Below are 26441 nucleotides of genomic sequence, written 5' to 3'. Positions count from 1 at the left end.
AACGCCTGGGCCGTCGGCGCTCCGATCGGACAGTCTGCGCACCGCCGCCCCAGGCTCCGTCTCACCCGACCTGACTGACAGTTTCGCTTTGCGCCTCACGCGACATTTCAACTTGGTTGCCACATTATTGATGGGTGAGCGGAGCCATGAAACGTCCTCCGCTGCTCCCTCCTTCGGGTTCGGCCCTAAGCGTCGTATCGATCCGATTTGCGTTTGACCGAGTATTGGACAGCCATACTCGCAGGATTGCGGTTCATCCCCTTCGGTTGATCACAGATGCTGCTCGGACCCGTGGATCGGTTGCGCTGCGTTTCTGGCAATCCTTTGTCCAGTTGTCGATCGATCGGCTTGGGGCGATCACCGGCAAACCTTGATCAGCCTGCGGATATGAATGTCTGGAGCTGTTTCTGCCGGCTGGGACCACCTCTTTTCTTGCAAGGTCCCATTTTATTGCCGTGAACCGGATCTGTTTCGCCTAAACACGCTCCAAGGGTCGTTCGAGCGGCGGTGATGTGTCTATGGCAGGTGCATGGAACCGTTATGGTTAACGCAGAAATTCCTTGCTCCAGCATCCTCAAGGCTTCGTCCCTCAATGCCTGAACCGAAATCCCGAACCGGCAGGCAATACCCGCAGTTCGATCCACTCGCCCTGCCCGCCTCCGCAGTCGATCCCAATCAACCTCTTATGATCTACCGCTGACGGTCCCACACCAGGGCTGCCAGGGGCATGACGTGGTTGCGCCTCAGGGTGATGATCAGAACACCATAGAGCGCAATCCCCGTGCCGATGGCCATTCGCACGTCGAAATGATCGCCCGTGATGAGAAGTCCGAGCGCCACAGTCATCAGCGGGTTCATGATCGTCAGAGGTGCGATGAGGTTGGCCGGGTATTTTCCAATGAGCCCATAATAGATGGTGTGGGCCACGAGAGACACGATCAGGGCCGAGAACAGCAGAGCCGCCAGGAAGGCCCAACCGGCTTCCATCGCCCGCGGGATCTGATTGGCCTCGAGGCTGGCTGTGAGGAATGTTAGCGGCAGCACGGAGGCAAGTCCGATCCAGGCCTGGAAGCGCAGCGGCCGAACGCCTTCCATCTGCTTCATCATCACGGCTGCCAGCGAGCCCACAGCCGCGGATCCCAGGATCAGGAGGAGCCCACCGGAGATCGGAAGACCGCCATTGGGATCCCACATCACGAGCACACCACCCACGAATGTCAGCGCGATGCCTAAGGCCCGTCGCCAGTAGATCCTTTCTCCAAGCATCGCGACTGACAACAGGGTCGTGATCGGCAGGCCGAGCTGTGAGACGATGGCGGCACTCGACGGGCTCGCCGTCTTGATGCCTAAGAAGAACAGGGCGAAGCCGCCTCCTCCCATGAAAAACCCGACCAGAAGAATGCGCCAGGTCGGCCTAGGCATGGGCAGCAGCCAGGGCAGCGCCAGCAGGGCGACGATGGCATAGCGGATGGCCGCATAGAACAGCGGCGGAATCGCCATGTCCGAAACGACGATCTTGCTCACCACCGTATGGGCTGCCCACAGCAGGCAGACCAGAATCATCAGGGAAAAATCACGCAGAGCCATGATGTTGGATAACTCGGGCCTGGTGCGCACTACAAATGCCAGGTGCGTAGGGCTGGCATGCTTCCGCGTGTCTGAGACGGCTTTTCAAAGGTAACGATTGCATATCTGGGCGTTTTCACCTCGGGCCACATGATCCCAGATGTCGTCCTGCGGCTCGTATCCGATGAGCTGGCGGGTGGTCTCGATATCCCATGGCATGCCTTGGTTCGCTGACATGCCGTTGACGACGATGCCGGGCTGCGGCCAGGCTTTCGCGTCCGCGAGAAGCGCCCGCTCCATGACGGCCGTGAAGTCCCGGTTGGAGAGCCACATGTTGCGGAACCACCGCAAATCCCGTTCCGTATCCGGGCCGATATTTGTGTCGTCGCCGGGCAGGCCGGACGTGTTGATCGTCTCCGGCCTGTTCTCCTCGGGCTGACACCAGCCAATCCGGACGCAGACCGCGGTCAACGCTCCGTTCGACCGGTTTGCCTCGGCGAGACAGGCACGCTCGCCCATCAGCTTGGACGCCGCGTAGGCAAATCCCTGAAGCATCTCCCGGCCGTTGAACCAGCGCGTTCCCGGGCCCGGCGGCAGAGATGTCGTCAGAGCACCGGGCGTCAGGGTGTCGGCCAGAGGCGTGTCCTTGTATTGCCCCATCACATGGTTGGAGGAGGCGAACACGATCCGCTTCAGGCCGGCCCGGCTGGCCGCCGCCAGCAGAGCGAGCGTCATGTCGAAGGACGCTGAGGCATCGCTCCAGGGCGCATCGGGATACGGGTTCTGGGCGGCGAAATGCACTGAGGCATCGACCCCGGCCAGAGCCGCGTGCCATTGCATGTCGGAGGGATCCGCAAGATTGCCCGCAACCCACTGCACCCTGTCCACGGGTGCAACAGAAGCGGGTGCCGACCGATCGAGCGCGACGATCCGCTCGCACCAATCCCGTGTCAGGAGATGCGCGATCAGCTTCTGACCGAGATTACCTCCCGCGCCTGTGATGAGGACAGAGCGAACCGGTTTCAAGGAAGTCATGATCGAACTGACGCTCCATGATAATGCTCGATAGGCAGTATCGCGCTGCCCGCGCCGACTGTCACCAGTTGGTGACCGAGCCGTCCCGCCTCCTCAGATGCGGCGCTTCCCAGAACTCGAAGCTCTGCCTTGCGATCAGCTCCTCATTGACCTCGATCCCAAGGCCGGGTGCGTCCGGAACCGGATAATGGGCCCCCACCAGACGCGGCTGGACCGGGAAGAAATCGGAGTTGTCGAAGCCGAGATGCGTTTCCGCGGGGCTTGCGCGGGTTTCGAGCCAGGAAAAGTTCGGCACAGCAGCGGAGAAATGGATGGTCGCCGCCGTACAGATGGGCCCGAGCGGGTTGTGCGGCATCATGTCGACGTAGTGGGTTTCGCTCCACGCCGCGACCTTCATCGATTCCGTCAGGCCGCCGACGTTGCAGACATCGAGGCGATTGTATTGGTGAATGTCGCGCTCGATATAGGGCTGGAACTGCCATTTTGAGGCGAACTCCTCGCCGATGGCGAAGGGAACGTCGGTCAGACGGCGCAGTGCCTCATAGGAGCCCGGCGACTCGTCGCGGATCGGCTCCTCGAGGAAGTCGAGGGTGCCCGATGGCATCTTCTGGCAGAAGCTCGCGGCCTCCGCGACGCTGAGGCGGTGGTGATAGTCGATGCCGAGGACGACATCCTCGCCCAGCGCCTCACGGGCCTTCACACACCATTTCGCCGTCGTCGCGATGTGCTCGCGCGGCTCGTAGATTTCTTTGTGTTCGTGCCCCGAAGGTGAGAGACGCATGGCAGTCCAGCCATGCTCGACCAGCATTCGTGCCTGTTCGATCATGGCCGGGCCCGGCTCCGCGAAGGTCGTCGCAAAGGTCAGGATGCGGTCGCGCTGTTTGCCGCCGAGCAGCTCGTAGACTGGCACGCAAAGGGCCTTGCCCTTGATGTCGTGGAGCGCGATGTCGATGGCCGAGATCGCGGCCTGCAGCACGCGGCCGCCTTCGAAATACTGGCTGCGATACATCTCCTGCCACAGGGCGCTGATCTTGAACGGATCGCGGCCGCGCAGGAATTCGGCATAGTGCTCAAGCGCGCCGACAACGGCTTTCTCGCGGCCGGACAGGCCACTCTCGCCCCAGCCGTAAATTCCTTCATCCGTCTCGACTTTCACCAGTAGCTGGTTGCGGATACCAACCTTGACGGCATAACTCTTGATCGCGGTGATCTTCATTTCATCCTCGGATTACCAATGCCACAGAGTACCGTCTTCGAGACGGTTCACGGGCAGATACGCGTGCTGGTAAGGGTACTTTTCCGCCAGCCTCTCATCGATATCGACACCATGGCCGATGGCCTCGCCCGGATGGAGGTAACCGTCGGACAGGCTCCAGGCGCTCGGGAAAACCTCGAGGATCTGCGGCAGATAACCGGAATATTCCTGGATGCCGAAATTGGGGACCCACAGGTCGAGATGCAGGTTGGCGCCGAGACAGATGGGCGACATGTCCATCGCGCCGTGGCACGCGGTGCGGACATTGTAAACACTCGCAAAATCCATGATACGGCGCAGCGCCGTGACGCCGCCCGCATGCACGGTGGTCATGCGGATATAGTCGATAAGCTGCTCCTCCATGAGAAGCCGGGCATCCCAAATGGTGTTGAACACCTCGCCGACGGCGAGCGGCGTCGTGGTGTGCTGGCGGATCAGCCGAAAGCCCTCCTGGTGCTCTGCCGCAACCGCATCTTCGAGCCAGAAAAGACGTGCGAATTCCAGGTCCTTGCCGAGCCGGGCGGCTTCGATGGGTGTCAGGCGATGGTGCGTGTCGTGCAGAAGCTCGATGTCCCAGCCATGGGTGTCCCGTACTGCCTTGAAGAGCTCCGGCACGTAGCGCAGGTATTTCGATGTCGACCAGGTTTCCTCATGCGGGACAGCATCGTCGAGGGCGTTGTTCGTCACCGATTTCGCGCCCGTGCCGTAGACGTCCGGGAGTCCCGGAATGCCGACCTGGACGCGGATCGCCTTGTAGCCCTGCTCCTTGCGCCGGCCGACGGCCTCCACAGCCTCGGCGATGTCGCGGCCCTGAGCATGGGTGTAGCACAGCACCTTCTCGCGGCTCGCGCCGCCGAGAAGCTGATAAAGCGGCATATTGGCGGCCTTGGCCTTGATGTCCCAGAGGGCGGTATCGATGCCGGCAATCGCCGCCATGGTCACCGGGCCTCGACGCCAATAGGCTCCCTTGTAGAAATACTGCCAGATGTCCTCGATGCGGCTTGGATCGCGGCCGATGAGAAGCGGTGCGAGATGGTCCTGCAAATAGGCGACAACGGCGAGTTCGCGGCCATTCAGCGTCGCATCGCCGACTCCGGTGAGCCCTTCGTCCGTAAAGATCTTGACGGTGACGAAGTTGCGCCCCGGCGAGCAGACGATAATTTTGACGTCGGTGATTTTCATCGATTTACCCGTTGGCTGAAAGCGTGCGGCCGGAATCGTACCGGAACCGGTTGTGGATGCGCCGATTGCGTGGATCGGGATGGGGAATGGCCGAGAGCAGCGCCCGCGTGTAATCGTGCGCTGGATTGTTGACGACCTGATCGGTCTCACCCATCTCGACGATCTTGCCGCGATACATGACAGCGACACGGTCGCACATGTAGCGGATCACCGACATGTCGTGGGAGATGAAGACATAGGAGAGACCGAGCTCGTCCTGCAGCTTCATCATCAGGTCGAGCATCTGGGAGCGCAGCGAGACGTCGAGAGCCGAGGTCGCCTCGTCGGCGACGATAAGCCTCGGATTCAGCGAGATCGCGCGGGCGATGCCGATGCGCTGCCGCTGGCCGCCGGAAAAGGCATGCGGATAACGCTCCCGCCAGGCCGGCTCCAAGCCGACCTGCTGCATCAGGTCGGCGACGCGGTCGTTGAGTTCCCTACCCTTCATGCCGGCGATCTTGAGCGGCTCGGCGATGATCTGGCCGGCGGTCTTGCGCGGGCTGAGCGATCCCACGGGATCCTGAAAGATCATCCGGACCTCGCGGCGGATCTTTTCTAATGCGCCCTTGTCGGCGGTGCGGATGTCGACCGTAAGACCGTCCGGGCGGCGATAATCGATGGCGCCGGCCTGTGCGTCGTAGATGCGCAGCAGGCAGCGTCCCATCGTGGTCTTGCCGGATCCGGACTCGCCGACGATGCCGAGCGTCTCGCCCGGTCGAACGCTCAAGGAGACGTCGTCGACTGCCTTGAGGCCCGAGGGGAAGGTCAGCGAAAGGTTCCGCACTTCGAGAAGCGGCGGGGTTCCGGCCGGGATTGCCGGTCGCGACAACCGAACCTCCGCCTTCTTCTCCAATTTGACGACGGAGCCGATCAGCCGGCGCGTATACGCGTCCTGCGGCGCATGGAAGATCTGCTCGACGGGTCCCCTCTCCATCACCTTGCCGCGATACATGACGAGGACCTCGTCGGCGATCTCGGCGACGACGCCCATGTCATGGGTGATGAAGAGCACGGCCATGCCGTGGCTCTGCTGCAGCCTTTTGATGAGATCGAGGATTTCGGCCTGCGTTGTCACGTCGAGCGCCGTCGTCGGCTCATCGGCGATCAGCACCGAGGGGTTGCAGGCAAGCGCCATGGCGATCATCACGCGCTGGCGCATGCCGCCCGAGAACTCGAAGGTGTAGCGGTCGATGGCCACCTCGGGACGCGGGATCTCGACCTGCCGCAGGAGTTCGAGAACGCGCTCGCGCTGCTCGTGCTTGGGCGTGCCGAAGTGGATACGCAGCGCCTCGCCGATCTGCGTGCCGATACGGTGAACCGGCGAGAGCGAGCTCATCGGCTCCTGGAAGATCATGGCGATCTCCTTGCCGCGCACGCTGCGGATCTCCCGGCCCCGCGGGTCGAGCTTGGCGAGGTCGGTCCTCGAGCCGTCGGCACGGGTGAGCAGGATGGACCCACCCTCGATGCGGCCAGGCCTGTCGACGATCTGCAGGATCGAACGCGCGGTTACGGACTTGCCGGAACCGGATTCGCCGACGACGCAGAGAGTCTTGCCGCGTTGCAGCTCGAACGAGACGCCGTCGACCGCCTTGAAGATGCCGGTACGGGTCGGGAAAACGGTCTTGAGGTCCCGAACCTCGAGGATCGTGTCCTTCGTCATGCTCATGCCACCGACTCGTAGGGATCTGCGGCATCGCGGAGACCGTCGCCGAGGAAATTGAGCGCCAGAACCGAGATGACGATGGCAGCGGCCGGCGTGAAGAGCAGCCACGGCGCCTGGGCGACCGCGCGAATGTTCTGCGCCTCCTGCAGAAGGACGCCCCAGGAGATGATCGGCGGCTGCAGGCCGATACCGAGAAAGGACAGCGCCGTCTCGGCCAGGATCATCGACGGGATCGCAAGCGTCAGGGTCGCGATGATGTGGCTGATGAAGGACGGCACCAGATGGTGGAAGATGATGCCGATCTCGCTCATGCCGTCGAGACGGGCCGCGATCACGAAATCCTCGTTTCTCAGGGACAGGAACTTGCCGCGTACCTCGCGCGCCAGGCTTGTCCAGCCAATCAGAGAAACGATCAGCGTGATGACGAAGTAAGTCCGAAGCGGCGGCCAGCCGACGGGGATCGCCGCCGCAAAGCCCATCCAGAGGGGGATGGTCGGGATCGAGCGGAGCAGCTCGATGAAGCGCTGGATCGCGAGATCGATCCAGCCGCCGAAAAAGCCGGAAATGCCGCCGATGGTGACCCCAAGGATCAGGCTGATGAAGACGCCTACGAGACCGATGGACAGCGAAATCTTGGCGCCGTGGACGACGCGAGAGAAGATGTCGCGACCGAGACGATCCGCGCCGAAGATGTACAGGCTGTCGCCCGGCTTCGGGTTCGTGAGGCCGAAGAGCTTGGTCTGCATCGGGATGAAGCCGAGCAGGTCATAGGGCTGTTGTGCTGGCACGAAGAAGGACACCGAGAGCGGCTTCGTCGCGTCGGGCGTGAACTCCCGGCGCATCGACTCGGTGTTCAGCGTCATCTTGAGCTGGTTGACATGCGGCTGGAACGAGCCGTCCAGGAACAGCGAGATGCCCTGGGGCGGCGCATAGGTAAAGCGCGCGTTCGGGACATTGGGATCGAAGGGCGCGATGAAGTCCGCGAAGGCCGCGACGAGATACATGAACACGATCACGACGAGGCTTAAGAGCGCGATCTTGTGCTTCTTGAACTTGAGCCAGAACAGGCGCCATTGGCCGGCGACGGCCATGTCCCTGCCGTGCAGATCGAGTGACGTCGTGGTCTCGGGCGGAAGGCTGGTGATATCTGTCATTGGAGCCGGATCCGCGGGTCGGTGATGGCGAGCAGGATGTCCGAGATCAGCGTTCCGATGATGGTGAGCACCGAGATCAGCAGGATGAGCGAGCCAGCGAGATACATGTCCTGGGCGAGAAGTGCGCGGAGCAGCAGCGGCCCGGTGGTCGGCAAACTCATGACGACGGACACGATGATCTCACCCGAAATGACTGCCGGCAGGATCCAGCCGAGGGTCGAGATCAGTGGGTTGAGGGCAAGGCGCACCGGATAGCGCAGCAGGAGCTCCAGTTCCGACATGCCTTTGGCCCGCGCCGTGGTAACATAGGGCTTCGAGAGCTCATCGAGCAGATTGGCGCGCATGATGCGCACCAGAGCCGCGAGCGATCCGAGACCGATCACCACGACCGGCAGCCAGACATGCTGGGCGAAGTCGACGAGTTTACCGAGGCTCCACGGCGCATCGACATAATCGGGCGAGAACAACCCGCCGACGCTCTGCCCGAAGAAGGCGGACATGATGTACATGGCCGAGAGCGCCATCAGGAAGTCCGGCACGGCCAGGAAGAAGAAAGCCAGGAAGGTCGCGGTGTAATCGGAGATCGAGTACTGCCGCACCGCCGACAGGATCCCGATAGGAATCGCAATGGCCCAAACGAAGCACAGCGTCAGAATCGAGAGCAGCAGCGAGAAGCCGAGACGGTTCCAGATGAGCTCCGTGACCGGCTTGCCGAGCTCGAAGGATATGCCGAAATCGCCGCGGATCAGGATGCCGGCGATCCACTTGTAATACTGAACATAGATCGGCTGATCGAGGCCATAGCGTTCGCGCATGGCGGCGACCGTGCCGGCCTCCACCGCGCCACCCTGGCTCGCCCAATCTGCCATCAGGGTCGTGAGATAATCTCCCGGCGGAAGCTGGATGATGATGAAGGCTACGATGGAGACGGCAAACAGTGTCGGTATCGCGAACACCATTCGCTTGATGATGTAACGAAGCATGAACCTGACCGTTCGATGAAATCGAAGGGGTATCCGGCGGCAGCACGCATGCCGCCGCCGGCACCAGACGGAGCCTTACTTGGCCGGCTTGTCGAAATACCACTGGGTCAGCGTCGGAGCCGGATGCCAGAGATTGCCGGTGATCGGGATGCCGTTGACGACGTTCTTTAGGTTGTTCGAGGTCATCATGTATTTCGGCATGGGGCGCGAGATGCCGATGTTGAGGAAATTATCCGCCGACAAGTTGATGAATTCCTTCATCTTCTGGCGACGGTCGTCATCCGTGACGGCGGCGTTGACCTTGTCATAGGCGGCCATCAGCGCCTTGATCGATTCCGGCGGCTCTTCGCCCGTGGTGCGGTTCGAATACCACTCGCTCCACTTCATCGCGAAGAAGATGTCGGCCTTCTGGAAGGGCATGTAGCAGCGTGGATCCGTATAGACCTCGGAAAGTCCGCCGACGCAGTTCCAGATATAGGCATCCTGCTCGTTCGCATACCACATCGTGTTGAGGCGTGCGCGGTCGGTGGTGCGGAGCTGGATATCGATGCCGATATCCTTGGCGTATTTCTGCACCATCTGCATCACGTCCGGATAGGACAGGCCGAAGACGTCGGCCACCATGAAGTTGATGGTGAAGCGCTTGCCGTTCTCATCGAGACGGAAGCCTTCGGCATCCTTCTTCGGCATGATCTTGTCGAGGATCTCGACCGAGCGCTTTGGATCGAACTCGGTGTATTGCTTCGCCTGGCGCTCGTTATGGAGCTCGTGCTCGGGCTGGACAGCCACCTGTGACGGAGCCCCCTGCCCCACATAGACGAGATCGATGATCTCCTGGCGGTTGATCGCATGGCTGAGCGCGATCCGGAAATCCTTGTTCTGGAAGATCTTGCGCTTGACCGGATCGGTTGAGTTCAAGTTGAGCAGGATGACCGCGTCATTCGCCGGCAGGTCCTTCACGTCCACGAAACGGTAATTGCCGGTTTTCTGGCCATCGAAGAGTACCGACTTGAAGGTCGCGTTGTTGATGTGACGGAAGGCGAAGTCGAACTCGCCCGAGGTCATCTTGAGTGCCATGAGCTGCGGATCGTCGAGCTTGGCCCAGGTGATGCCGTCGATATAGGGGAGCTGGTTTCCGGCCGTGTCCACTTTCCAGTAATAGGGATTGCGGGTTGCGACCACGCGCTCGCTGTCCGCATAGGGCACGGTCAGCACCCACGGATTGAGCGTCGGCAGTTCGAGGTTCTGCCAGAAGGGCGGCTGGAAGGTCAGCGAAACCTTGGAGTTGAACAGCGCCACCCAATCGCCGGCGGCGGGATTGGCCTTCAAGAGCGCCGGGATGCCGTCCTTGTTGTACTTCTCGTGAAACTTGCTGAGGTAATGCTTGGGATAGATGACCGGCAGGTGGCCTTGGCCATAGGCAAGCTGCTGCAGGAAGAGGCCGTAGGGCGACTCGAACTTGAACTCCACCGTCTGATCGTCGATCTTGGTCACCTTCACCGGCTTGCCGGCGACCGTGAAGGTCGGGTTCTTGGCCGGCGAGAGCGCGTTGTTCATGAACACGTCTTCGTACCAGAACATGATGTCGTCGACCGTGAAGGGCTGACCGTCGCTCCACTTCAGCCCCTTCCGGAGCTTGAACGTGTAAGTGGTCGCATCCTCGGAAGCCTTGAACTCCTCGGCAAGCGACGGCACGACCTTCTTCCATTGCGGATCCCAGCGCACGAGCAGTTCGTTGGCGATGGTGCGGGTCAGATTGTAATGGTCACCGTTGGCGAGGATCGTCGTGCGCAGGGTGCCGCCATATTTGCCGACACCATCGATCATAGTCTCCACATAGGGATTTTCCGGGAGCCGGTTGGCAACAGCGGGCAGCTTGCCTGCCTTCACCTGCTCATCGAGCATCGGAGCCTGCTTATAATCCGCCGCGCCGGCCGGGGACATCGCCCCTAGAAGCATGGCGCCTAACAGGCCTGTCGACATGACGAGGCCGGGCAGCTTGTGCTGGTAGCCCATAGCGTTTTCTCCTCTTGGCCGGCTTTTTGCCGGTTTCCTCCCGAACCACGGCCTTTTCGGCCGCCGCACGGAAAAGCTTTCAAATCGTACATTATTTGTCAATCTGAATGTATGGTTTAAGATGCTTCGCGCTTGGCAAGCGAGGACCGAGTGAATAAAGAAACATTCCTATGAGAACGATCGCCAGCATTCGACAAGCTACTCCCGAGCGCGAGGACGAGGACACAGGCCCGTCGGTCTATGACCGCCTGCGGGACGACATCATTCACGGGCGCGTCAAACCGAACGAGCGCCTCAAGGTGTCCGAGCTTGCGAACCGCATGGGCACGTCCACCAATCCCGTGAGGGAGGCTCTGCAGCAGCTGCGTGGCGAAGGCTTCGTCATCATGACGCCGAACCGCGGCGCCCGCGTTCGCCCCATCGACGAAGAATTCGTGCGGGATATCTGCGAGATCGAAGTGCTTATCGAGCCGGCCCTCACCCGCTGGTTCGTCGGGATTGTCACGAACGCCGAGATCGAGGAGTTGGAGCGCATCCAGGAAGAAATCGAGGCGCTCAATTTTGCGGACGAAATGAAGCATTCCAATCTCGACCTGCGGTTCCATCAGCTCATGTACGACCGCCACTATAATCGCCATGCGGTCGATCTATGGGTGCGCCACCGTCAGATCCTCTGGGCCATCAGCCGCCGCTTCCCGACCTCGCTCAGCCGACAAACGAACGTTCTGGACGAGCATCGGGAGCTGATCGCCTGCATCAAGGCGCAGGATGCCGAGGGGGCCGCACAGGTGATCGCCCAGCATGTCAACGGTTCCGGCCGGCACATCATGGAACGCATGCGCCTAGCCCGTCTCTCATCGCAGCAATAACAGCCTCGTGCGTGCGGAGCGCTCCCACATGAACGCCCTGTTCTGAGCAGGACGGCTCAGAGCCACTGCTTCCGGCGGAAGCGCCAATACAGCCATGAGCAGATCACCGCGATGAACGCCAGCACCAGTGGATAGCCGTAATCCCAGTGCAGTTCGGGCAGAACATCGAAGTTCATGCCGTAGATACCGGCGACTGCGGTCGGCACTGCCAGGATGGCCGCCCAGGCGGCCAGCTTGCGGGTGATCTCGTTCTGCTGCGCCTGTCCGGTCATCAGGCTGCTCTCGAATGCGAAGGCCAGCACCTCCCGCAACGACTCGATCTCCTCCTGCACCCGCCGGATGTGGTCCGAGACATCGCGGAAGAGCGGGTGGAGCGTGCTGTCGATCCCCGGCAGGCCCGGCTGCTCGAGGCGCCGGCACACCTCCACCAGCGGCACCGCGGCATTGCGCAGGCGCAGGAGATCCCGGCGCAGCTGGTAGAGCCGCACGATCTGGCCCTGTGGCTGGTTCGCGCTCAGGATGCCGTCCTCGATCCCTTCCACCTCCTCCTGGATCATCTCGATGACCGGCATGTAATTATCGACGATGAAGTCGAGGATGGCATAGAGGATGAAGTCCTCACCCTCCGAGAGCGATTTCGGCGCCGCCTCGCAGCGCTCCCGCACCGGCGTGTAGGTCGTCGAGGCACCGTGGCGAACAGAGACCACATAGCCGCGTCCGACGAACAGATGCGTCTCGCCGAAGGCGATGCGTCCTTCCACCATCTGGGCCGTACGGGCGACGACGAACAAAGCTTCGCCATATTGCTCGACCTTGGGACGCTGGTGGGCCTTGAGCGCATCCTCGATCGCGAGTTCATGCAGGCCGAACTCTGCCTGAACCTTTCTCAGAAGATCGAGGCTGGGCTCATGCAGGCCGATCCACACGACATGCCCGGGCTTGCGCGACCATTCCCCGGCTTCCTCGATCGGGATCTCCATCACACGCCGCCCGCCCGCATAGACCGCCGACGCGACCACGCCGGGAGTATTCGTGGGCGGAACGGAGACGAGCTTGAGAGGCTTTGCCATGACGATCCAACGCATAACGCTTTCCGGCCGTTGCCATGATGAACCGCGTGCAGGCTCCCCCGCAAGCGTCATCCTGAGCCGGTGGTGGATCCGGGGACGCCGTGGTACGTTGACCGAAGTGCAGATTGAGCCGATCGCCCGGCTGGTCGGGTTTTACGGATGGCCTGCAGGGGATCGACCCGATGACCAAGACCGTCACATCCCTCTTCCACAGCGAGCACCACGCGACCACCGCTGCGAACCGTCTGAAGCAGGCCGGCATTCCGGCGGACGCCATCGACATCTGGACGACCCCGCACAACCTGCCTCCTCTTCTGGAGGATCTCGGCGTGTCGCGTGCCGATGCTTATGCGTATCAGGAAGGCGTCATCCGCGGCGGCACTGTGGTGATCGTGAGATGCGATGCGTCTGAGGTCGGCACGGTCGCCGGCATTCTGAATCAGGAAGGCGTGCTCGATCTCGACGAGCAGCAGGCCGCCTGGCGCTCGGAAGGATGGGAAGGCCCCGTCGCGGGGCAAGCCGGCGATCTCACCGGATCACCCGAGATGCCCCCGGTTGGGGCCGATGTCACAGTCGAGAGGACGGAAGTCATCATCCACGGCCGGATCCGCATTCATTCCCGCAGGGGAGAGCGTCGGACGCCCGAATAGGCTCGCTGGCGATCACGCCGCCACGACAATGTCGAACTGCCCATGGAGAGCGCCGGCCTCGGGCGCTTGCGCCGCGAGCAGCGGAACAATGACGCTGCGGCGAGCATTCGGATCGCGAATACCGTTTAAGACGCCGTCACGGGCGTTCAGAGGTTCGCCCTCGATATACATCTGCGTGACCAGCCGCCCCTGCCCCGGCACATGCACGGCAAAATGAATATGCGGTGTGCGGCCAGGATATGGCACTGGCCGAATGGTGCGGAAGCGATAGCGCCCCTGCTCATCGACCTGCATGCGGCCATAGCCCTGGAAGGCGTGATCGATGCGCCCCTGCCCGGCCGCCCGAGGATGACGATAGACGCCGTTGGCATCGCATTGCCAGATCTCGACGACGCTTCCAGGTCTCGGCTGCCCGCGCATGTCGAGCACACGGCCCGATACATGGATCACCTGCCCTATCGCCCGTGCGGCTTGGCCAGTCACCCGGACAAGATCATTGTCCATGTCAGGCGGGAATTCGACGGGGTAGAAAGGTCCCTCGGTCTGCCCCGGCGTCGCGACAAGCTCGGCTGCGACCAGGATCCTCGGCGCGACTGCCGCCGCAACGATAACTCCGGCCTGGATCAACACGGACCGACGGTCGGGAGAGATAAAAGACTGAAGAGTCATTGGAACCTCGGGCTCCGATCGGTGGACCCGAGGATAAACCAGCCCTGCCCTCATGCCAGATCACGAGCGTCAGGATCGCATGAACGTGATGAACGCATTAGATCAGTGAGTGGGTAGCAACGAGCCTTCACTCACTGATCTTCTTTCGGAAGGAGCGCATCAAACTGCTCGGCTGTCAGGTAGCCCGTGACCGCCGCGCTGCGGCTTCTCTGGTAGCCCATGATCGCTTCCCGCGTCAGCGGACCCATGATGGCATCGATCGGACCGGTATAGAGGCCCAATTCCCGGAGCCGTTGCTGGATCAAACGGCGTTGCTTTTGCCCGAGCTGGGCGTCTTCTATCGTCGGCGCCACGGACACATGCCTCAATTGTTCCGCCTGGGCGGCCGCGATCTGAGCTTGGGCTTCAACACGTTTGGCCTCCTGCTTGGCCTTTTCAGCGTCCGCCTGAGCGCGCTCGACATCGGCCTGTGCTTTCTTGGCATCGGCCTGAGCTTTCAGCACTTCGGCCTGGGCCCGCTCGGCCCTGAGCCGCTCGTCGCGCGCGCGGGTTTCTGCCTGCTCACGCGCGCGCCGCTCCTCTTCCAGCTTTCCTTCGATTTCCTCCGTCTTCTGAACACCGACAGCTGGTTGTGGAGAGATCGCGGCGACAGGTTGCGTTGGAGGCGCGGGAGCAGGTTTTGCGAGATTGACTTCGTCTACGCGCCCGAACACCGCCCCTAAATTGCCGTTCGAGGCAATCTTGATCGCCTCGGTGAGCGACGGGCTTGGTTGCTGGAGCAGTTTGGTCAGCGCCTCTGCAGCCTGCTCGCCTGCGGCATCGATGCGGGATACTGGAATACGAGCTGAGCTGGAGAAAATGGTGACGGCGTTCTTCGGAACTTCACTGGTGAACTGAGGCCTGGCATCCAATCCCTCAATGGCGTTCTCGAAGGTCGGCGACGTCATGAAAAAGAACACGCCACCTGTCTGCGCTCGCCCGACGATCTGCGCAATATTGGTAGTCGAGAGCGCACGCGACAGCAGGTCGGTCGCTCGCCCGAGTTCGGTGTTGGTTGTTAGGAAAAAGGTCTGGCCACCCCATGCCACGCCGTGCCCGATCAAGACGACGAACGCGAGATCGGATCCTTCCGCTTTCGCCGCGAAGTCTCGCAGATGTGCTCTGGCCGTCGCATTGCTCGGATTGGGGCTTACGATCACTTCAAAGCCCCGCGCTTTGAGAGCCTCGGCGATCTCGGCACCCCGCTTCGTCCCGATGCTGGATTTCGGAAGTTTCTGATAATCTTCCGCCGTTAGGACTAATGCGATTCTTCCAGCGGCATGAGCGGATGCGATGCCCATCAGCAGCAAGGAAAGCGCAAAGGCGAAGCCTACCCCGAAATTCAGTATCGGATGTCCCCGATTAAGCCCTCCCAATGTGCTTTTGCGCACAGAGGATCTGCCTGCAAATCCACCTGCTTGACCGAAATGCATGGCACGTCTCCAAGACTTGCATTATCATGGAATCCGGTAGTTGTTACGCGAACTAACCTCTCGAGCCGTTGGAGATATCCCGTGGGATTACGGCTGAAATTCAATATCATTCTCGCCGTCTGCTATCTGCTTGGACTCAGCTTATCAATTTATCCATTTTATCAAATTTCCAGGCGGGAAGCCATGGAACAGCTGCAGTCGCAGATCGATGTTCTGCGAGCGCAGGCGCTTTCCATACGCCGCTATACCTCGGAAGAAATTCAGCCCTTGCTGGCTGAACATTCCAGCGTTCAGTTCCTGCCGCAAACGGTTCCGTCGTTCTCTGCACAGACGGCTTTCCGCAATTTCCGAGGGTTCTACCCGCAGTTCTTCTACAAGGAAGCAGCACTCAACCCGACAAACCCCGCGGATCTTGCGCGCGATTGGGAGCGGGAGCTCATCGAGAAACTCCGCGCAAATCCTGACCTGACCAAGGACGTCAGCTTTCAGACGATCGACAACCGTTCCCACTACACGGCAACCTATCCCCTGGTGATCAGGGACGAGTCTTGTCTGACCTGTCATTCGACGCCGGACAGGGCTCCTCCCTCGATGGTTGCTCTTTACGGCAACAAGAATGGATTCGGCTGGAAGCTTAACGAGACGATCGGAGCACAGATCATTTCCGTGCCTATGGACATCGCCGAAGGATCGATCTGGCGGAATCTAGGATTATTTGTCGGTACCTCAAGCATTATCTTTCTGATCTTGCTGATCCTGCTCAACATCCTGCTAAATCGGTATGTGATCAGCCCGGTGACGCGGATGGCGAAAACTGCAGAGGCTGTCAGCATGGGCGATGCATCTGTGGCCGAGTTCGAATACCCAGGTTCGGACGAGATCTCGTCCCTGTCACGCTCGTTTAACCGGATGCGCAGGAGCTTGGATAGCGCATTGAAGATGCTTGAAAAGTGATCAATACGATTGATCCCTGGCCTAACAGAACCAGATTACCGCTCGTCAGGGAATTTTCTCCGATGACCGCAGACAAGGATCTGAGGACAGGCAGTAGCCAAGGCGGAGCCAGTGGCGCCATCCCCGCCAGAATTGGCAAGTATCGCCTTGACCACGTGATCGGCCGCGGTGCGATCGGTGTCGTCTATAAAGGCTACGATGAACAGATTGATCGGCCCTTGGCGATCAAGACGCTTCGTCCCGAAATCCTGGAGAACCTGAGCGAGAATGACGAGCTCCTCCGTCGCTTCGCCACCGAAGCCCGCTCCGCAGCACGGTGCCTGCACCCGAACATCGTCACGGTCTTCGACTTCGTGGAGCAGGACGGCGCGCCCTACATCATCATGGAGTATGTCAATGCGGGTACGCTGGAGAACGTGATCCGGCGTGGCACGTTGCTGCCCATCCGCCAGGTCGGCGAAATCATGGCCCAGTTGCTGTTCGCCCTGGGCTATGCGCACTCCAAGGGCGTCATTCACCGGGACGTCAAGCCTGCCAATATCCTCTGTCCCTCGGCCGCGTCGATCAAGGTTTCCGACTTCGGTGTGGCCCATGTCGAGGCTCTTGATCTCACGAAGCCTGGCGGTATCCCGATCGGCACGCCGAACTACATGGCCCCGGAGCGATTTCTCGGGCGTCCGGCCGATGTCCGCGCGGATCTTTTCTCGGCCGGAGTCATCCTCTTTCAAATGCTGACCGGCGCGAAGCCCTTCATTGCTGCCGACCTGCCTGAACTGATGCGCAAGCTCATGAACGAACCACCGCCATCGATCAGGACCTATCGGCCGGAGCTTTGGCCGGAGATCGACGCCGTCGTGCAGCGAGCTCTAGCGCGAAACCCAGAGGATCGTTTCCAGACGGCGGATGAATTCGTCGTCGCACTCAATGCATCGATCGAGATGCGCCCCAGTGCTGACCTCCCACCGCTTGACCTGACCGAGCTCTCCCACCTGCCTGGAAAAGAGCAGCCTGCGCCTGCAAAGGAACAGCTTAACCAAACCATGGCCGAAGTGCTCACGCCCACCACAATCGACGCACTTGGACGATCTCTTGCCCACTCGCTCGGCCCGATAGGCCACTTACTGGTGAAACAGGCCGCGCACGAGACGATGGACATCGATACGTTCCTGGAATTCCTTGTCGAGAAAATCAAAACCGAGGCCGAGGCCGCCACCTTCCGAAAAGCGGCTCAGCAGATGCTCCGTGACGACAAGGGCTTCAAGATAGCGCAGATGGAAGCCGTCATTTCCCAGACTGAAATTCGTGCGGTGACCGAAGTACTGCTGCCGCTCATCGGTCCTGTTGCGCCAACGCTGGTCGCTCGGCAGGCCGAGAAATCTGTCGGCCGAGATGACTTCTACCGCCGTCTTTCCGACTTCATTCCTAGCGAACGGGACCGCGCGAGCTTTCTCAAGATTCGTGGTAAACTCAGCGAAACCAAACAATGACGTGTAGGTACTCGATGAATGAGTGATGGATAATCTGGCACCCGATGCACCTCAGCCTTCCGGCAAACGAATTCGACGCCTACGAGCGGTCTTCGCGGCCGACATGGCGAATTTTGGCGGCTTGGTTTCCGTTGACGAAACCAACACCCTGGACGCCCTATGGGCGACCCGGCGCGTTGCCCGGGAGGAGCTTGCGGCTCATGGTGGATGGCTTTTTGGGATGCCCGGAGATGGCATTTTCGCGCTCTTTGAAAGCGCCGTGGATGCTGTACGTTGCGCACTCGATACACAGGCGCGTCTCACAGCAATGACGAAATTCGATGCGGTCCGTCTGCGGATCGGTATTCATCTCGGCGATGTCCTATTCCAGGACGATCTTCCCTTCGGCGAGACCCTTGTCATTGCGGCCCGTCTGGAAAGCCTCGCGGATCCGGGGGGAATCCTCGTATCGGCAGCTGTCATGGAAGCTGTGGCGCCTCGCATTTCGGCGACCTTCGGAGAGCGCGGCGTATTCGACCTCAAGCACAGTCCACGGCGGATCACGACGTTCACTGTGGCGATGCCACCGTCTGCGACCGATATGAATGCTACCGTGAGCCTGATCGAGCCACTCGATCGAACAGTGCTTTCGGTGGCTACAGCACGGATGGAAGACAGAGCCGACATGCCCCTGCCGTCCCCCGCGTGCCCCGGGCCACAAGCCATATCACTGCCAAAGGCCGCCCCCCTCGTCATCCCTGTTCATCCGGCAGCGACATCTTCACCATCCGATGATGACGTGGTGCCGGAGAGCCTCCCTGCTCGTTCCGCACCTTTGGACTCCACTGCCCGTCAAGCCTGTCTTGCCGAGCTCACTCACACCCTGACGACCTATCTCGGCCCGGTCGCGGGATTGCTCGTGAAACGGCATGCCGCAAATCTAGCGGATCTAGCCGAGCTTGTTGACGACCTTGCCCGCGAGATTCCGGCGAAGGACGAGCGCCTGCAATTTCTCACGCGTGCTCAACAGATAGTGGCGCAAAGGCGTCTTTGACCTCTACTCGCCGAATTCTGCAATCTCATCGATCCGCTCGAGGTCATGAACAACCAGCCCGCCGCGATCTTGAGTTAAGAGACGCTCTTCGGCCCATCGGTTCAGAACCTTGTTCAAGCCCTCCCGCGACATCGCCGTCCATTGAGCCATCTCGCTTTGTGTCAGCTTGAGAACAACTTCGATTCCTCTAGGCGTGGCTTTGCCATGATCCCGGGCAAGATGGCCGATAATCCGCGCCAGACGCTGAGGCGCCTGACGCAGGGTGGCATCTTCCATCCGGGCACTGGTCCATCTGAGGCGCCTGCACAACAGATCGATCACGTTGCGTACCAGCTGCGGGTCACGATCCAGCGCCTCGTAGAAGGTTCGCCGAGCGATACTCGTCAGGCGCGTACGCAGCATGGCAGAAGCACCCGCTGTCCGCACGCCACCGTCAAGCATGCCGATCTCGCCGAAAACGGCACCATTCGTCAGCACATTAAGCGTGACTTCGGCACCTGCAGCCGAAACAGTCCAGATCCGAACTCGCCCCTCGGCAATCACATAAAGTGAGTCGGACGTATCTCCGACATTGAATAGCAACTCGCCTTTCTCCAATGTCCGATTCTGAGCCTTACGGGCGATCAGCTCAACAGTCGGCGAATCAATGGCCTTGAAAATATCAAGCTCTCCGAACTTGACCGGCCTATCTGCGCCTGTCGCCGCATTCGACGATTGAACGTCAGCCATGATCGAGTTCCCACAAAGGTCGAGCACAGTGCCCCGAGCATAACGGTCGGCGAGACGCGTGCAAAGACAGCTCGCGGGCCAAGTGTGAGGCAGATCACTGTCTGCGGCCAGGCTTGGGTGTACAGCCAGCTATCGCGCCCGATTTCCGCAGACGATCAGAGTGATCGTCCGATTGGGTCGCAATCGAGGAGAGTCCCATGCCCCGCCATCATCGCAACCTCTGGCAGGACGACGAGCCTCATGAGCGTCTGCGCGGAGGCCGGAGTGACATTGATGGCAACGGGGATCGAGGTGATCGGCCGGACTACCATTTCAGGAGCGATTATGGCGACCGCGGGTGTGATCATAGGGACACTCCCGGCCCCATGGAGCAACATGAAGGCGGAAGTCTTGGCTGGGATGCCGCCGCCTGGGACGATGCCGGTGGATTCGACGCGGTGCTTTTCGGCCACCTATCCAATAGTCTGGGGCCCGCTGGAGGCTTCCCGCCGATTATCGTCTTCGCGATCGACGATCTCGATGTGGAGTTCAACACCCTGATCCAGACGACACAGGTCCAGAACACGCTTGTCTTCTTGAACGCTGCCAACGGCGGTTCCATCGACATCGGAGGCGATGTCAGTGCGAACGGCTTGCAGTTGGCGTCGACAGAACAATCGTCCGGGTTCCTGAATCATTCAGAATTTTCCTGAGCAATGTGAGAGCACGGTTACCGTCCTCCCGCATGACCTGAAGGGCTCTATCGTCAGAGCCCTTGTTCGAGGCTTTGAACCTACACAGGCGGCGCGGCCCCGGCTTCCGCCGCATACGCTCCGTTTGCACCGCCACCTCCCCTGCCGTCGACGTGCGATATCATCGCGTCGGCATCAGGAGTGTTGCTTGTCGAACGACGGACCAAGACCTTTCCAAGTTCTGGATGCGAGATGGGTCACCAAAATGAAAGACTGTGAAGCGTGTCACAGCGTTTGGCGCAGGGTTCGTCCATGATCGGGCTACAGACACCAATAGGCCCCACCTGGCTTGTTAGACAGTTTCAGATCGCGTGGATGGCTCGTAATAAGGACGCTTGCGATGAAGAATGGAATGAGGAACAGCGCTGAAGTCCAACTCCGTACCGCTCTTCGCACGCTCAAGAAGCCGCTGATCGGCATCAGCGCCATCAGCTGCCTCGGAAACATCCTGATGCTGACCAGTCCCATCTTCATGATGCTGGTCTACAACAAAGTACTGTCGAGCAAGAGCGTTCCGACACTGGCAGCTCTTTCTCTGCTCGCTCTGCTGCTCTATGCCTTCTATGGTCTGTTGGAGGGGCTGCGCGGCAAGCTCATGGCGCGGGTGGGCATCACCTTTGACCACCGACTGGCTCCGACCCTGTTCGAAGCGACGCTGAAGTTGCCACTCCATTTCGGGCCGCATGCCCGCAACCATGATCCGTTGCAGGATCTGGCCGCCATCCGCAATTACCTCATGGGCCCTGGCCCGGTTGCCCTTCTCGATCTTCCGTGGATGCCGATCTACTTCGCGATCCTGTTTCTCGTGAATCCAATCCTATTTCTTGCTGCCGCAGGCGGCGCTCTGTTTCTCGTCATCCTCAGCCTGATCAACGAATTCGTCACCAAAGGAACGGTCAAGGCTGCGAACCAGGTGCATGCGGCGAACATGACTGTGCTGCTGGACGCAAGGCGCAACTCCGAGGCGGCCGCCGCCATGAGCATGGGAGACGATTTGTGCAAGCGCTGGGGCAGCGGCTACGTGAACTCGATCTCGCATGCGCGCGCTCTTGCGGACCATGCCAGTGTCTTCGGCGCCATTTCCAAGACGGTTCGCCATGTCCTGCAATCGGCGATGCTCGCGCTCGGAGCTTATCTGGTCATCGAGGCGCAGATGTCCGCGGGCGCCATGATCGCGAGCTCTGTCATCCTCGCACGGGCCCTCACGCCTATCGACCAGGTCATAGGGAATTGGCGCAACACATCAGCAGCCTTGCAGGCTTTCCGCCGCCTTCGCGCTCTCTCTTCCAAGCTTCCGAAGACTGCTCAGCAGCAGCACGGCATGCCGCGGCCGAACCACACACTGTCAGTGCGTGATGTTGCAATCGTGCCCCCTGGCGGAGCGGTTGCGACCGTCGCCGGCGTATCCTTCGAAATCGAGGCGGGTGATGCCCTTGGGATCATCGGCCCGAGCGGCTGCGGTAAATCTACACTCGTCCGCGCCCTGGTCGGTGCCTGGCCGACAGCCCGTGGCGAGGTCCGCTTCGACAATGCCCTGATCGGCCAGTATTCACCGGATGCGCTTGCTGATGCGATCGGCCATCTTCCTCAGAGCATCGAGCTGTTCGACGGCACAGTTGCGGAGAATATCGCCCGCTTCCGCAAGGACGCCACCACCGAACAGGTGATCGAAGCCGCAAAAATGGCGGGTGTGCACGACATGATCCTCGCCTTCCCGCGGGGGTATGATACCCCCGTCGGCGAGGGTGGCGCCATATTGTCGGGCGGCCAGCGTCAGCGCATCGGTCTCGCCCGCGCCCTGTTCGGAAATCCATTCCTGGTGGTGCTCGACGAGCCCAATTCCAACCTCGATCCGCTTGGCGAGCAGTCGCTGAACGACGCCATTCACCAGATGCGTCAGGCCGGAAAGATCGTCGTTATCGTTGCTCATCGGCCAAGCGCCATCTTCGCCGCCAACAAGATCCTGTCGGTTCGCGGCGGCCGCGCTGAAATGTTCGGCCCGAAGGAGCAGGTTCTTGCTGCCCTGTTCCCTCGCATCGGACAGCCGCATAAGCCGTCTCAGCTGCCGAGCTCGCAATCGGGCGGTGGAACATCGGGCGCCCAGCCCGTTCCAACCGGCGCATCGGGCACGCCTGTGTCCGAGCCGCACCCCACTTCACCCTCGCAGTCCGAACCCGCTTCGCCTGTATCAGGAACAGCGAATCGAACGGACAGCCCCGCCACTGCCACCGTCACCAGCCTGGATGCGACCCGGGCGCAGCGAGCGAATGGCCTCGTGAGCTAGGAACTGTGAACTGGACCACAGCGCCGGGGGGCGCGGCGTGTCAATTTGATACAGGAACGAGCGCCAGGCTTTCAGGCCCGGAGCGAGAACCTGAAGCCGGATTAGCCCGTCGCCCGTGCTAAGGCGACGGGTAGCCCACACAGCGGAGCGCACCATGACCGAGTTCGAAGCTGATCTCGTCGCCAATTCCTCCTCCATGCGCCGGCTGATGCGCTGGTTCATGTTCAGTTCGTTTATTGTGTTCTTCGGGATTGGCGGCTGGGCGGTCGCCGCCAAGGTCGACAGCGCCGTGGTCACTTCAGGGACTTTTGCCGTTCAATCCAGCGCTCAGGCCGTTCAGCATCTGGAAGGCGGTGTCATCGGAGCGATCCTCGTCAGGGATGGGGAACTCGTGCAGGAGGGGCAAGTCCTCGTCCGGCTCGACACCGCCAAGGTTACGGCAGATGCAAGCATCCTCGAACGCAAGCTGATCGATCTGACCGCCCAGAAGGCTCGCCTCGAAGCTGAGAACCTGGACCGAACGACGATCACGCGACCTGAAATTTCCATTCCCTCGAAGCTGGCGGAAAGCGCCCTGAGAACAGCGTTTGCGGCCGAGGAGAACTTCATGAACGAGCGGCGTTTCACACGGATGAGCCAGCTCTCTCAGCATCAGGAGCGCAAACATCAGGTCGAGCGGCAGATCGATGGTTTCAACGAGAGATACAAGGCGCTCAAGGAAGAACTCGCCCAGGTGACGGCCGAGCTTGCCGACCAGCGGATGCTCGACAGCAAGGGCCTGATCAGACGTCCCGTGCTGCGCCAGACAGAGCGTGAGGTCAGCCGCCTGAAAGGCGAGATGGGCGATATAGAAGCCCGCATCGCTGGCGCCCGCTCCCAGCTCACGGAAATCCAGTTCAAAATTGCTGAGCTTACTCAAAATGCACGATCCGAGGTCCTGAGACAGCTTCAGGGGGTCACGGCCAGTCTCGCCGAAACCGAGGAGCAGCTCTCGGCCGCTCGGGACCGCCTTCAGCGGCTTGACATCCGGGCACCACGGACTGGCCTGGTCCATGAACTCATGGTGCATACGATCGGCGGCATCGTCGGCCCCGGCCAAAAATTGATGTCGATTATCCCAAACACGGAACCGCTGATCGTGAATGCGAAAATCCGGCCTGACGAGGTGGATCAGGTCCATATCGACCAGCCGGCGACCATCCATATCAGCTCATTCAAGCTCCCGACGCTGGTGGAACTTGAGGGAGTGGTCACCAACGTCTCTCCGGATCAGGTCGTCAGCAGCGAGACCGGACAGGCCTTTTTTACCGTCAAGATAGCAATCGCCCCGGGAGAACGGCGCAAGCTGGAAGGGAAGGAGCTGACACCCGGACTTCCCGCCGAAGTACTGATCCGCGGAAATTCCCGGCGCATCATCAGCTATCTGACGCAACCCCTCACCGACCGACTTGCTGTTACCTTCCGCGAGGAATGATCTGGTATGCTGCTCATCTGACGATCTAGCGCCTGCGCGGGATCCCGCGCAGGCGCTAGCGCAGTGTGTCGCCCCGTAACGGCCGCGCTAGCGAAAAGTGGACCCGGTTTTCCGCGCCCGACGATGCGCCCTTAAGGGATTAATGCTCTAATGCGTGCGAGGCTTCGCCGTGCCGCTTCCGATGGCTAGGCACGGGCGTTTTCTACCCAGTTCGCACCCTCGTCATTGGGGACCGAAGCCATATAAGATCCTCCTGGTCAGGATGCTGGGCGATGCCGCCGCCAAGAGGCAATCATGAACAGGGCTGACAGCAACTTTTCCCGCAAGGGTCGTCCCGCGCGGCAACAGGAGGTGAAATCGGTCAATCTGGCTCTCCAGGGTGGAGGAGCCCATGGGGCTTTTGCATGGGGCGTGCTCGACCGCTTGTTGGAAGAAGACGCCATAACCTTCGACGGGATCAGCGCCACAAGCGCCGGAGCGATGAACGCCGTTGTGTGCGCTTACGGGCTGATCGAGGGAGGACGCGAAGGGGCTCGTCGGGCATTGAGGGAGTTTTGGCAGCAGGTCTCCTGCGCCGCTCGCCTGAGCCCGCTTCAACCCTCTTTCTTCGATCACCTTATGGGAAATCGCAGTCTTGAGGCATCACCAGTCTTTCTTCTGTTTCACATGCTGACGCAAATCGTTTCGCCATACGAACTCAATCCATTCAACTACAATCCACTCCTCGATGTGCTTAAACGGGTAGTTGATTTCGAGCTTTTGCGAAGCAGGTCGAAAGTCAAACTGTTTCTCTCGGCCACCAATGTCCGCTCGGGAAAGATCCGGGTTTTTGAAAGCCACGAGATCAGTGCCGAAGTCGTCCTCGCATCGACCTGTCTGCCCTTCATCTTTCAGGCAGTCAAAATCGACCAAGAGTACTACTGGGACGGAGGTTATATGGGCAATCCAGCTCTCTTCCCACTGATTTACCTCTGCGAGTCCTCCGATATCGTGGTGGTTCACATCAATCCCATCAGCCGGCCCACCGTCCCGAAAACGGCCGCTGAGATTCTCAACCGAATCAATGAGATCAGTTTCAACTCATCACTGATGAGGGAGGTGCGTGCGGTCGAATTTCTGAACAGGCTTGTCGACGAGGGGCGCATCCTTACCCCCGACATCAGGCAGGTGCGCCTGCATGCCGTTGCGGCCGACGAGGTCATGCAGAATCTCGGAGCAGCCTCGAAGTTGAATGCCGATTGGGATTTCCTCGTCGAGTTGCACGTGATCGGCCGCAAAAAGGCAGATGCGTGGTTGCGAGACGATTTCCCGAAAGTCGGGATCGAGTCATCCATCGATATTCGCGACAAGTATCTGTAGGCCCAAGAAGCGATGAGGTCTTCAGTCCGGCGCCAGCCAAGATTTGTGACCGCATGCACAGAAGAACCGTACGAAACAAGTCAGTCTGATCCCATCAGCGATTCAGGTCTAAGGGAATGCTCCCATCCGGCCTGATCGCACATCTCCCGCGGGAGGCTGCAATGGGAAGACGGATTTGGATCGCTCTGGTCTGCCTCTTGTCGGCGATGAGTTCGGTGAATGCCGGACCTCATCTCTTTCGAGACAATGAAGCCCCGCCCCTCTCCGCCTGGCTGGAGTTCTGCAGCCGAAACCCCAACGAATGCATCGTCGATCTCCGTCAACCGGAAATTCTCCCACTGACGGAGGATCTTGCCGCGCTCCTCTCTTCCGTGAATCTCTCCGTGAACCGCGCATTGATACCGGTAACTGACCATAACCACTGGGACGTCGTCGACCTGTGGAGCTATCCGACCGACGGATTGGGCGATTGCGAGGATTATCAGCTCCTCAAGCGCAAGATGCTGATCGAGGCGGGTCTGCCGCGGCGCGCTCTGAGAATGACTGTGGTCATCGATGAGAACGGAGAAGGACATGCGGTTCTGACCGTCCGCACGGATCGTGGCGACCTCATCCTCGACAACAAGACGGACGACGTGCTGGAGTGGTTCCGGACGAACTACCGATATATCAAGCGGGAAAGCGCCGAGACACCGGGCTGGGTTTACCTCACGCTCGAGCCGGCCGGAACGACGCTTACGTCATCGAACGATAAGTGACCCGTGCAC

22 protein-coding genes are annotated in these 26441 nt (G+C 60.5%); 10 read left to right on the top strand and 12 right to left on the bottom strand.

The window, feature by feature from the left end:
- Window positions 1-690: 690 nt before the first annotated feature.
- The 8 genes from ACS5Q1_RS26050 to ACS5Q1_RS26015 form a co-directional block, all read right to left on the bottom strand.
- The gene (locus ACS5Q1_RS26050; protein ID WP_473100897.1) at window positions 691-1587 is read right to left on the bottom strand and encodes a DMT family transporter; all 897 of its coding nucleotides are present in this window, start codon (window positions 1585-1587) and stop codon (window positions 691-693) included.
- An 84-nt stretch (window positions 1588-1671) separates the two neighbouring features.
- The gene (locus ACS5Q1_RS26045) at window positions 1672-2601 is read right to left on the bottom strand and encodes an NAD-dependent epimerase/dehydratase family protein (RefSeq protein ID WP_473100896.1); all 930 of its coding nucleotides are present in this window, start codon (window positions 2599-2601) and stop codon (window positions 1672-1674) included.
- 61 nt (window positions 2602-2662) lie between these two features.
- The gene (locus ACS5Q1_RS26040; protein WP_473100895.1) at window positions 2663-3817 is read right to left on the bottom strand and encodes a mandelate racemase/muconate lactonizing enzyme family protein; all 1155 of its coding nucleotides are present in this window, start codon (window positions 3815-3817) and stop codon (window positions 2663-2665) included.
- A gap of 12 nt (window positions 3818-3829) precedes the next feature.
- Window positions 3830-5038, bottom strand: a complete 1209-nt coding sequence (gene manD, locus ACS5Q1_RS26035) for a D-mannonate dehydratase ManD (protein WP_473100894.1) — start codon at window positions 5036-5038, stop codon at window positions 3830-3832.
- 4 nt (window positions 5039-5042) lie between these two features.
- The gene (locus ACS5Q1_RS26030; protein ID WP_473100893.1) at window positions 5043-6743 is read right to left on the bottom strand and encodes an ABC transporter ATP-binding protein; all 1701 of its coding nucleotides are present in this window, start codon (window positions 6741-6743) and stop codon (window positions 5043-5045) included.
- Window positions 6740-7894, bottom strand: a complete 1155-nt coding sequence (locus tag ACS5Q1_RS26025; RefSeq protein WP_473100892.1) for an ABC transporter permease subunit — start codon at window positions 7892-7894, stop codon at window positions 6740-6742. Before ACS5Q1_RS26025 ends, ACS5Q1_RS26030 begins: the two co-directional genes overlap by 4 nt.
- Window positions 7891-8877, bottom strand: a complete 987-nt coding sequence (locus tag ACS5Q1_RS26020) for an ABC transporter permease (protein ID WP_473100891.1) — start codon at window positions 8875-8877, stop codon at window positions 7891-7893. Before ACS5Q1_RS26020 ends, ACS5Q1_RS26025 begins: the two co-directional genes overlap by 4 nt.
- Before the next feature lie 75 nt (window positions 8878-8952).
- Complete coding sequence (locus tag ACS5Q1_RS26015; RefSeq protein WP_473100890.1) at window positions 8953-10893, bottom strand: ABC transporter substrate-binding protein; 1941 nt, start codon at window positions 10891-10893, stop codon at window positions 8953-8955.
- A gap of 170 nt (window positions 10894-11063) precedes the next feature.
- On the opposite strand from ACS5Q1_RS26015, the gene ACS5Q1_RS26010 reads away from it, so the two are divergent.
- A complete protein-coding gene (locus ACS5Q1_RS26010) occupies window positions 11064-11762 on the top strand; it encodes a GntR family transcriptional regulator (protein WP_473100889.1) in 699 nt (232 codons plus the stop codon).
- A 56-nt stretch (window positions 11763-11818) separates the two neighbouring features.
- Here the strand turns inward: ACS5Q1_RS26010 and corA are convergent, their stop codons facing one another.
- On the bottom strand, window positions 11819-12832 hold the full coding sequence (corA, locus tag ACS5Q1_RS26005; protein WP_473100900.1) for a magnesium/cobalt transporter CorA: 1014 nt from the start codon (window positions 12830-12832) through the stop codon (window positions 11819-11821).
- Between the two features lie 182 nt (window positions 12833-13014).
- On the opposite strand from corA, the gene ACS5Q1_RS26000 reads away from it, so the two are divergent.
- The gene (locus tag ACS5Q1_RS26000; protein WP_473100888.1) at window positions 13015-13482 is read left to right on the top strand and encodes a hypothetical protein; all 468 of its coding nucleotides are present in this window, start codon (window positions 13015-13017) and stop codon (window positions 13480-13482) included.
- A 12-nt stretch (window positions 13483-13494) separates the two neighbouring features.
- Here the strand turns inward: ACS5Q1_RS26000 and ACS5Q1_RS25995 are convergent, their stop codons facing one another.
- The gene (locus ACS5Q1_RS25995; protein ID WP_473100887.1) at window positions 13495-14151 is read right to left on the bottom strand and encodes a dioxygenase family protein; all 657 of its coding nucleotides are present in this window, start codon (window positions 14149-14151) and stop codon (window positions 13495-13497) included.
- Window positions 14152-14282: 131 nt separating this feature from the next.
- A complete protein-coding gene (locus tag ACS5Q1_RS25990; RefSeq protein ID WP_473100899.1) occupies window positions 14283-15491 on the bottom strand; it encodes a peptidoglycan-binding protein in 1209 nt (402 codons plus the stop codon).
- Between the two features lie 213 nt (window positions 15492-15704).
- On the opposite strand from ACS5Q1_RS25990, the gene ACS5Q1_RS25985 reads away from it, so the two are divergent.
- The 3 genes from ACS5Q1_RS25985 to ACS5Q1_RS25975 are packed head-to-tail and all read left to right on the top strand — an operon-like array spanning window position 15705 to window position 19097.
- Window positions 15705-16577 carry a c-type heme family protein gene (locus ACS5Q1_RS25985; protein WP_203439492.1) on the top strand — a complete coding sequence of 291 codons (873 nt, stop codon included), beginning with the start codon at window positions 15705-15707 and terminating at the stop codon, window positions 16575-16577.
- Window positions 16574-18064 carry a serine/threonine-protein kinase gene (locus ACS5Q1_RS25980; protein WP_473100886.1) on the top strand — a complete coding sequence of 497 codons (1491 nt, stop codon included), beginning with the start codon at window positions 16574-16576 and terminating at the stop codon, window positions 18062-18064. The genes ACS5Q1_RS25985 and ACS5Q1_RS25980 overlap by 4 nt, the downstream gene beginning before the upstream one ends.
- A gap of 25 nt (window positions 18065-18089) precedes the next feature.
- On the top strand, window positions 18090-19097 hold the full coding sequence (locus ACS5Q1_RS25975) for an adenylate/guanylate cyclase domain-containing protein (RefSeq protein ID WP_473100885.1): 1008 nt from the start codon (window positions 18090-18092) through the stop codon (window positions 19095-19097).
- A 3-nt stretch (window positions 19098-19100) separates the two neighbouring features.
- Here the strand turns inward: ACS5Q1_RS25975 and ACS5Q1_RS25970 are convergent, their stop codons facing one another.
- Entirely contained in the window at window positions 19101-19826 is a 726-nt protein-coding gene (locus ACS5Q1_RS25970; RefSeq protein ID WP_473100884.1) for a Crp/Fnr family transcriptional regulator, read from the bottom strand.
- A 197-nt stretch (window positions 19827-20023) separates the two neighbouring features.
- Here ACS5Q1_RS25970 and ACS5Q1_RS25965 point away from each other — a divergent pair, with 197 nt between their 5' ends.
- The 5 genes from ACS5Q1_RS25965 (at window position 20024) to ACS5Q1_RS25945 (ending at window position 26432) form a co-directional block, all read left to right on the top strand.
- Window positions 20024-20518 (top strand): hypothetical protein, encoded by a 495-nt coding sequence (locus ACS5Q1_RS25965; protein WP_473100883.1) that lies wholly within the window; start codon window positions 20024-20026, stop codon window positions 20516-20518.
- A 391-nt stretch (window positions 20519-20909) separates the two neighbouring features.
- On the top strand, window positions 20910-22841 hold the full coding sequence (locus ACS5Q1_RS25960; RefSeq protein WP_473100882.1) for a type I secretion system permease/ATPase: 1932 nt from the start codon (window positions 20910-20912) through the stop codon (window positions 22839-22841).
- Window positions 22842-22995: 154 nt separating this feature from the next.
- Window positions 22996-24315 carry an HlyD family type I secretion periplasmic adaptor subunit gene (locus tag ACS5Q1_RS25955; protein WP_473100881.1) on the top strand — a complete coding sequence of 440 codons (1320 nt, stop codon included), beginning with the start codon at window positions 22996-22998 and terminating at the stop codon, window positions 24313-24315.
- A 294-nt stretch (window positions 24316-24609) separates the two neighbouring features.
- The gene (locus ACS5Q1_RS25950; protein ID WP_473100880.1) at window positions 24610-25674 is read left to right on the top strand and encodes a patatin-like phospholipase family protein; all 1065 of its coding nucleotides are present in this window, start codon (window positions 24610-24612) and stop codon (window positions 25672-25674) included.
- 161 nt (window positions 25675-25835) lie between these two features.
- A complete protein-coding gene (locus tag ACS5Q1_RS25945; protein WP_473100879.1) occupies window positions 25836-26432 on the top strand; it encodes a transglutaminase-like cysteine peptidase in 597 nt (198 codons plus the stop codon).
- The last annotated feature ends 9 nt before the right edge of the window (window positions 26433-26441 follow it).

The organism is Microvirga sp. GN3 (genome assembly GCF_055792825.1).
This window is presented reverse-complemented; position numbering and strand designations above follow the sequence as displayed.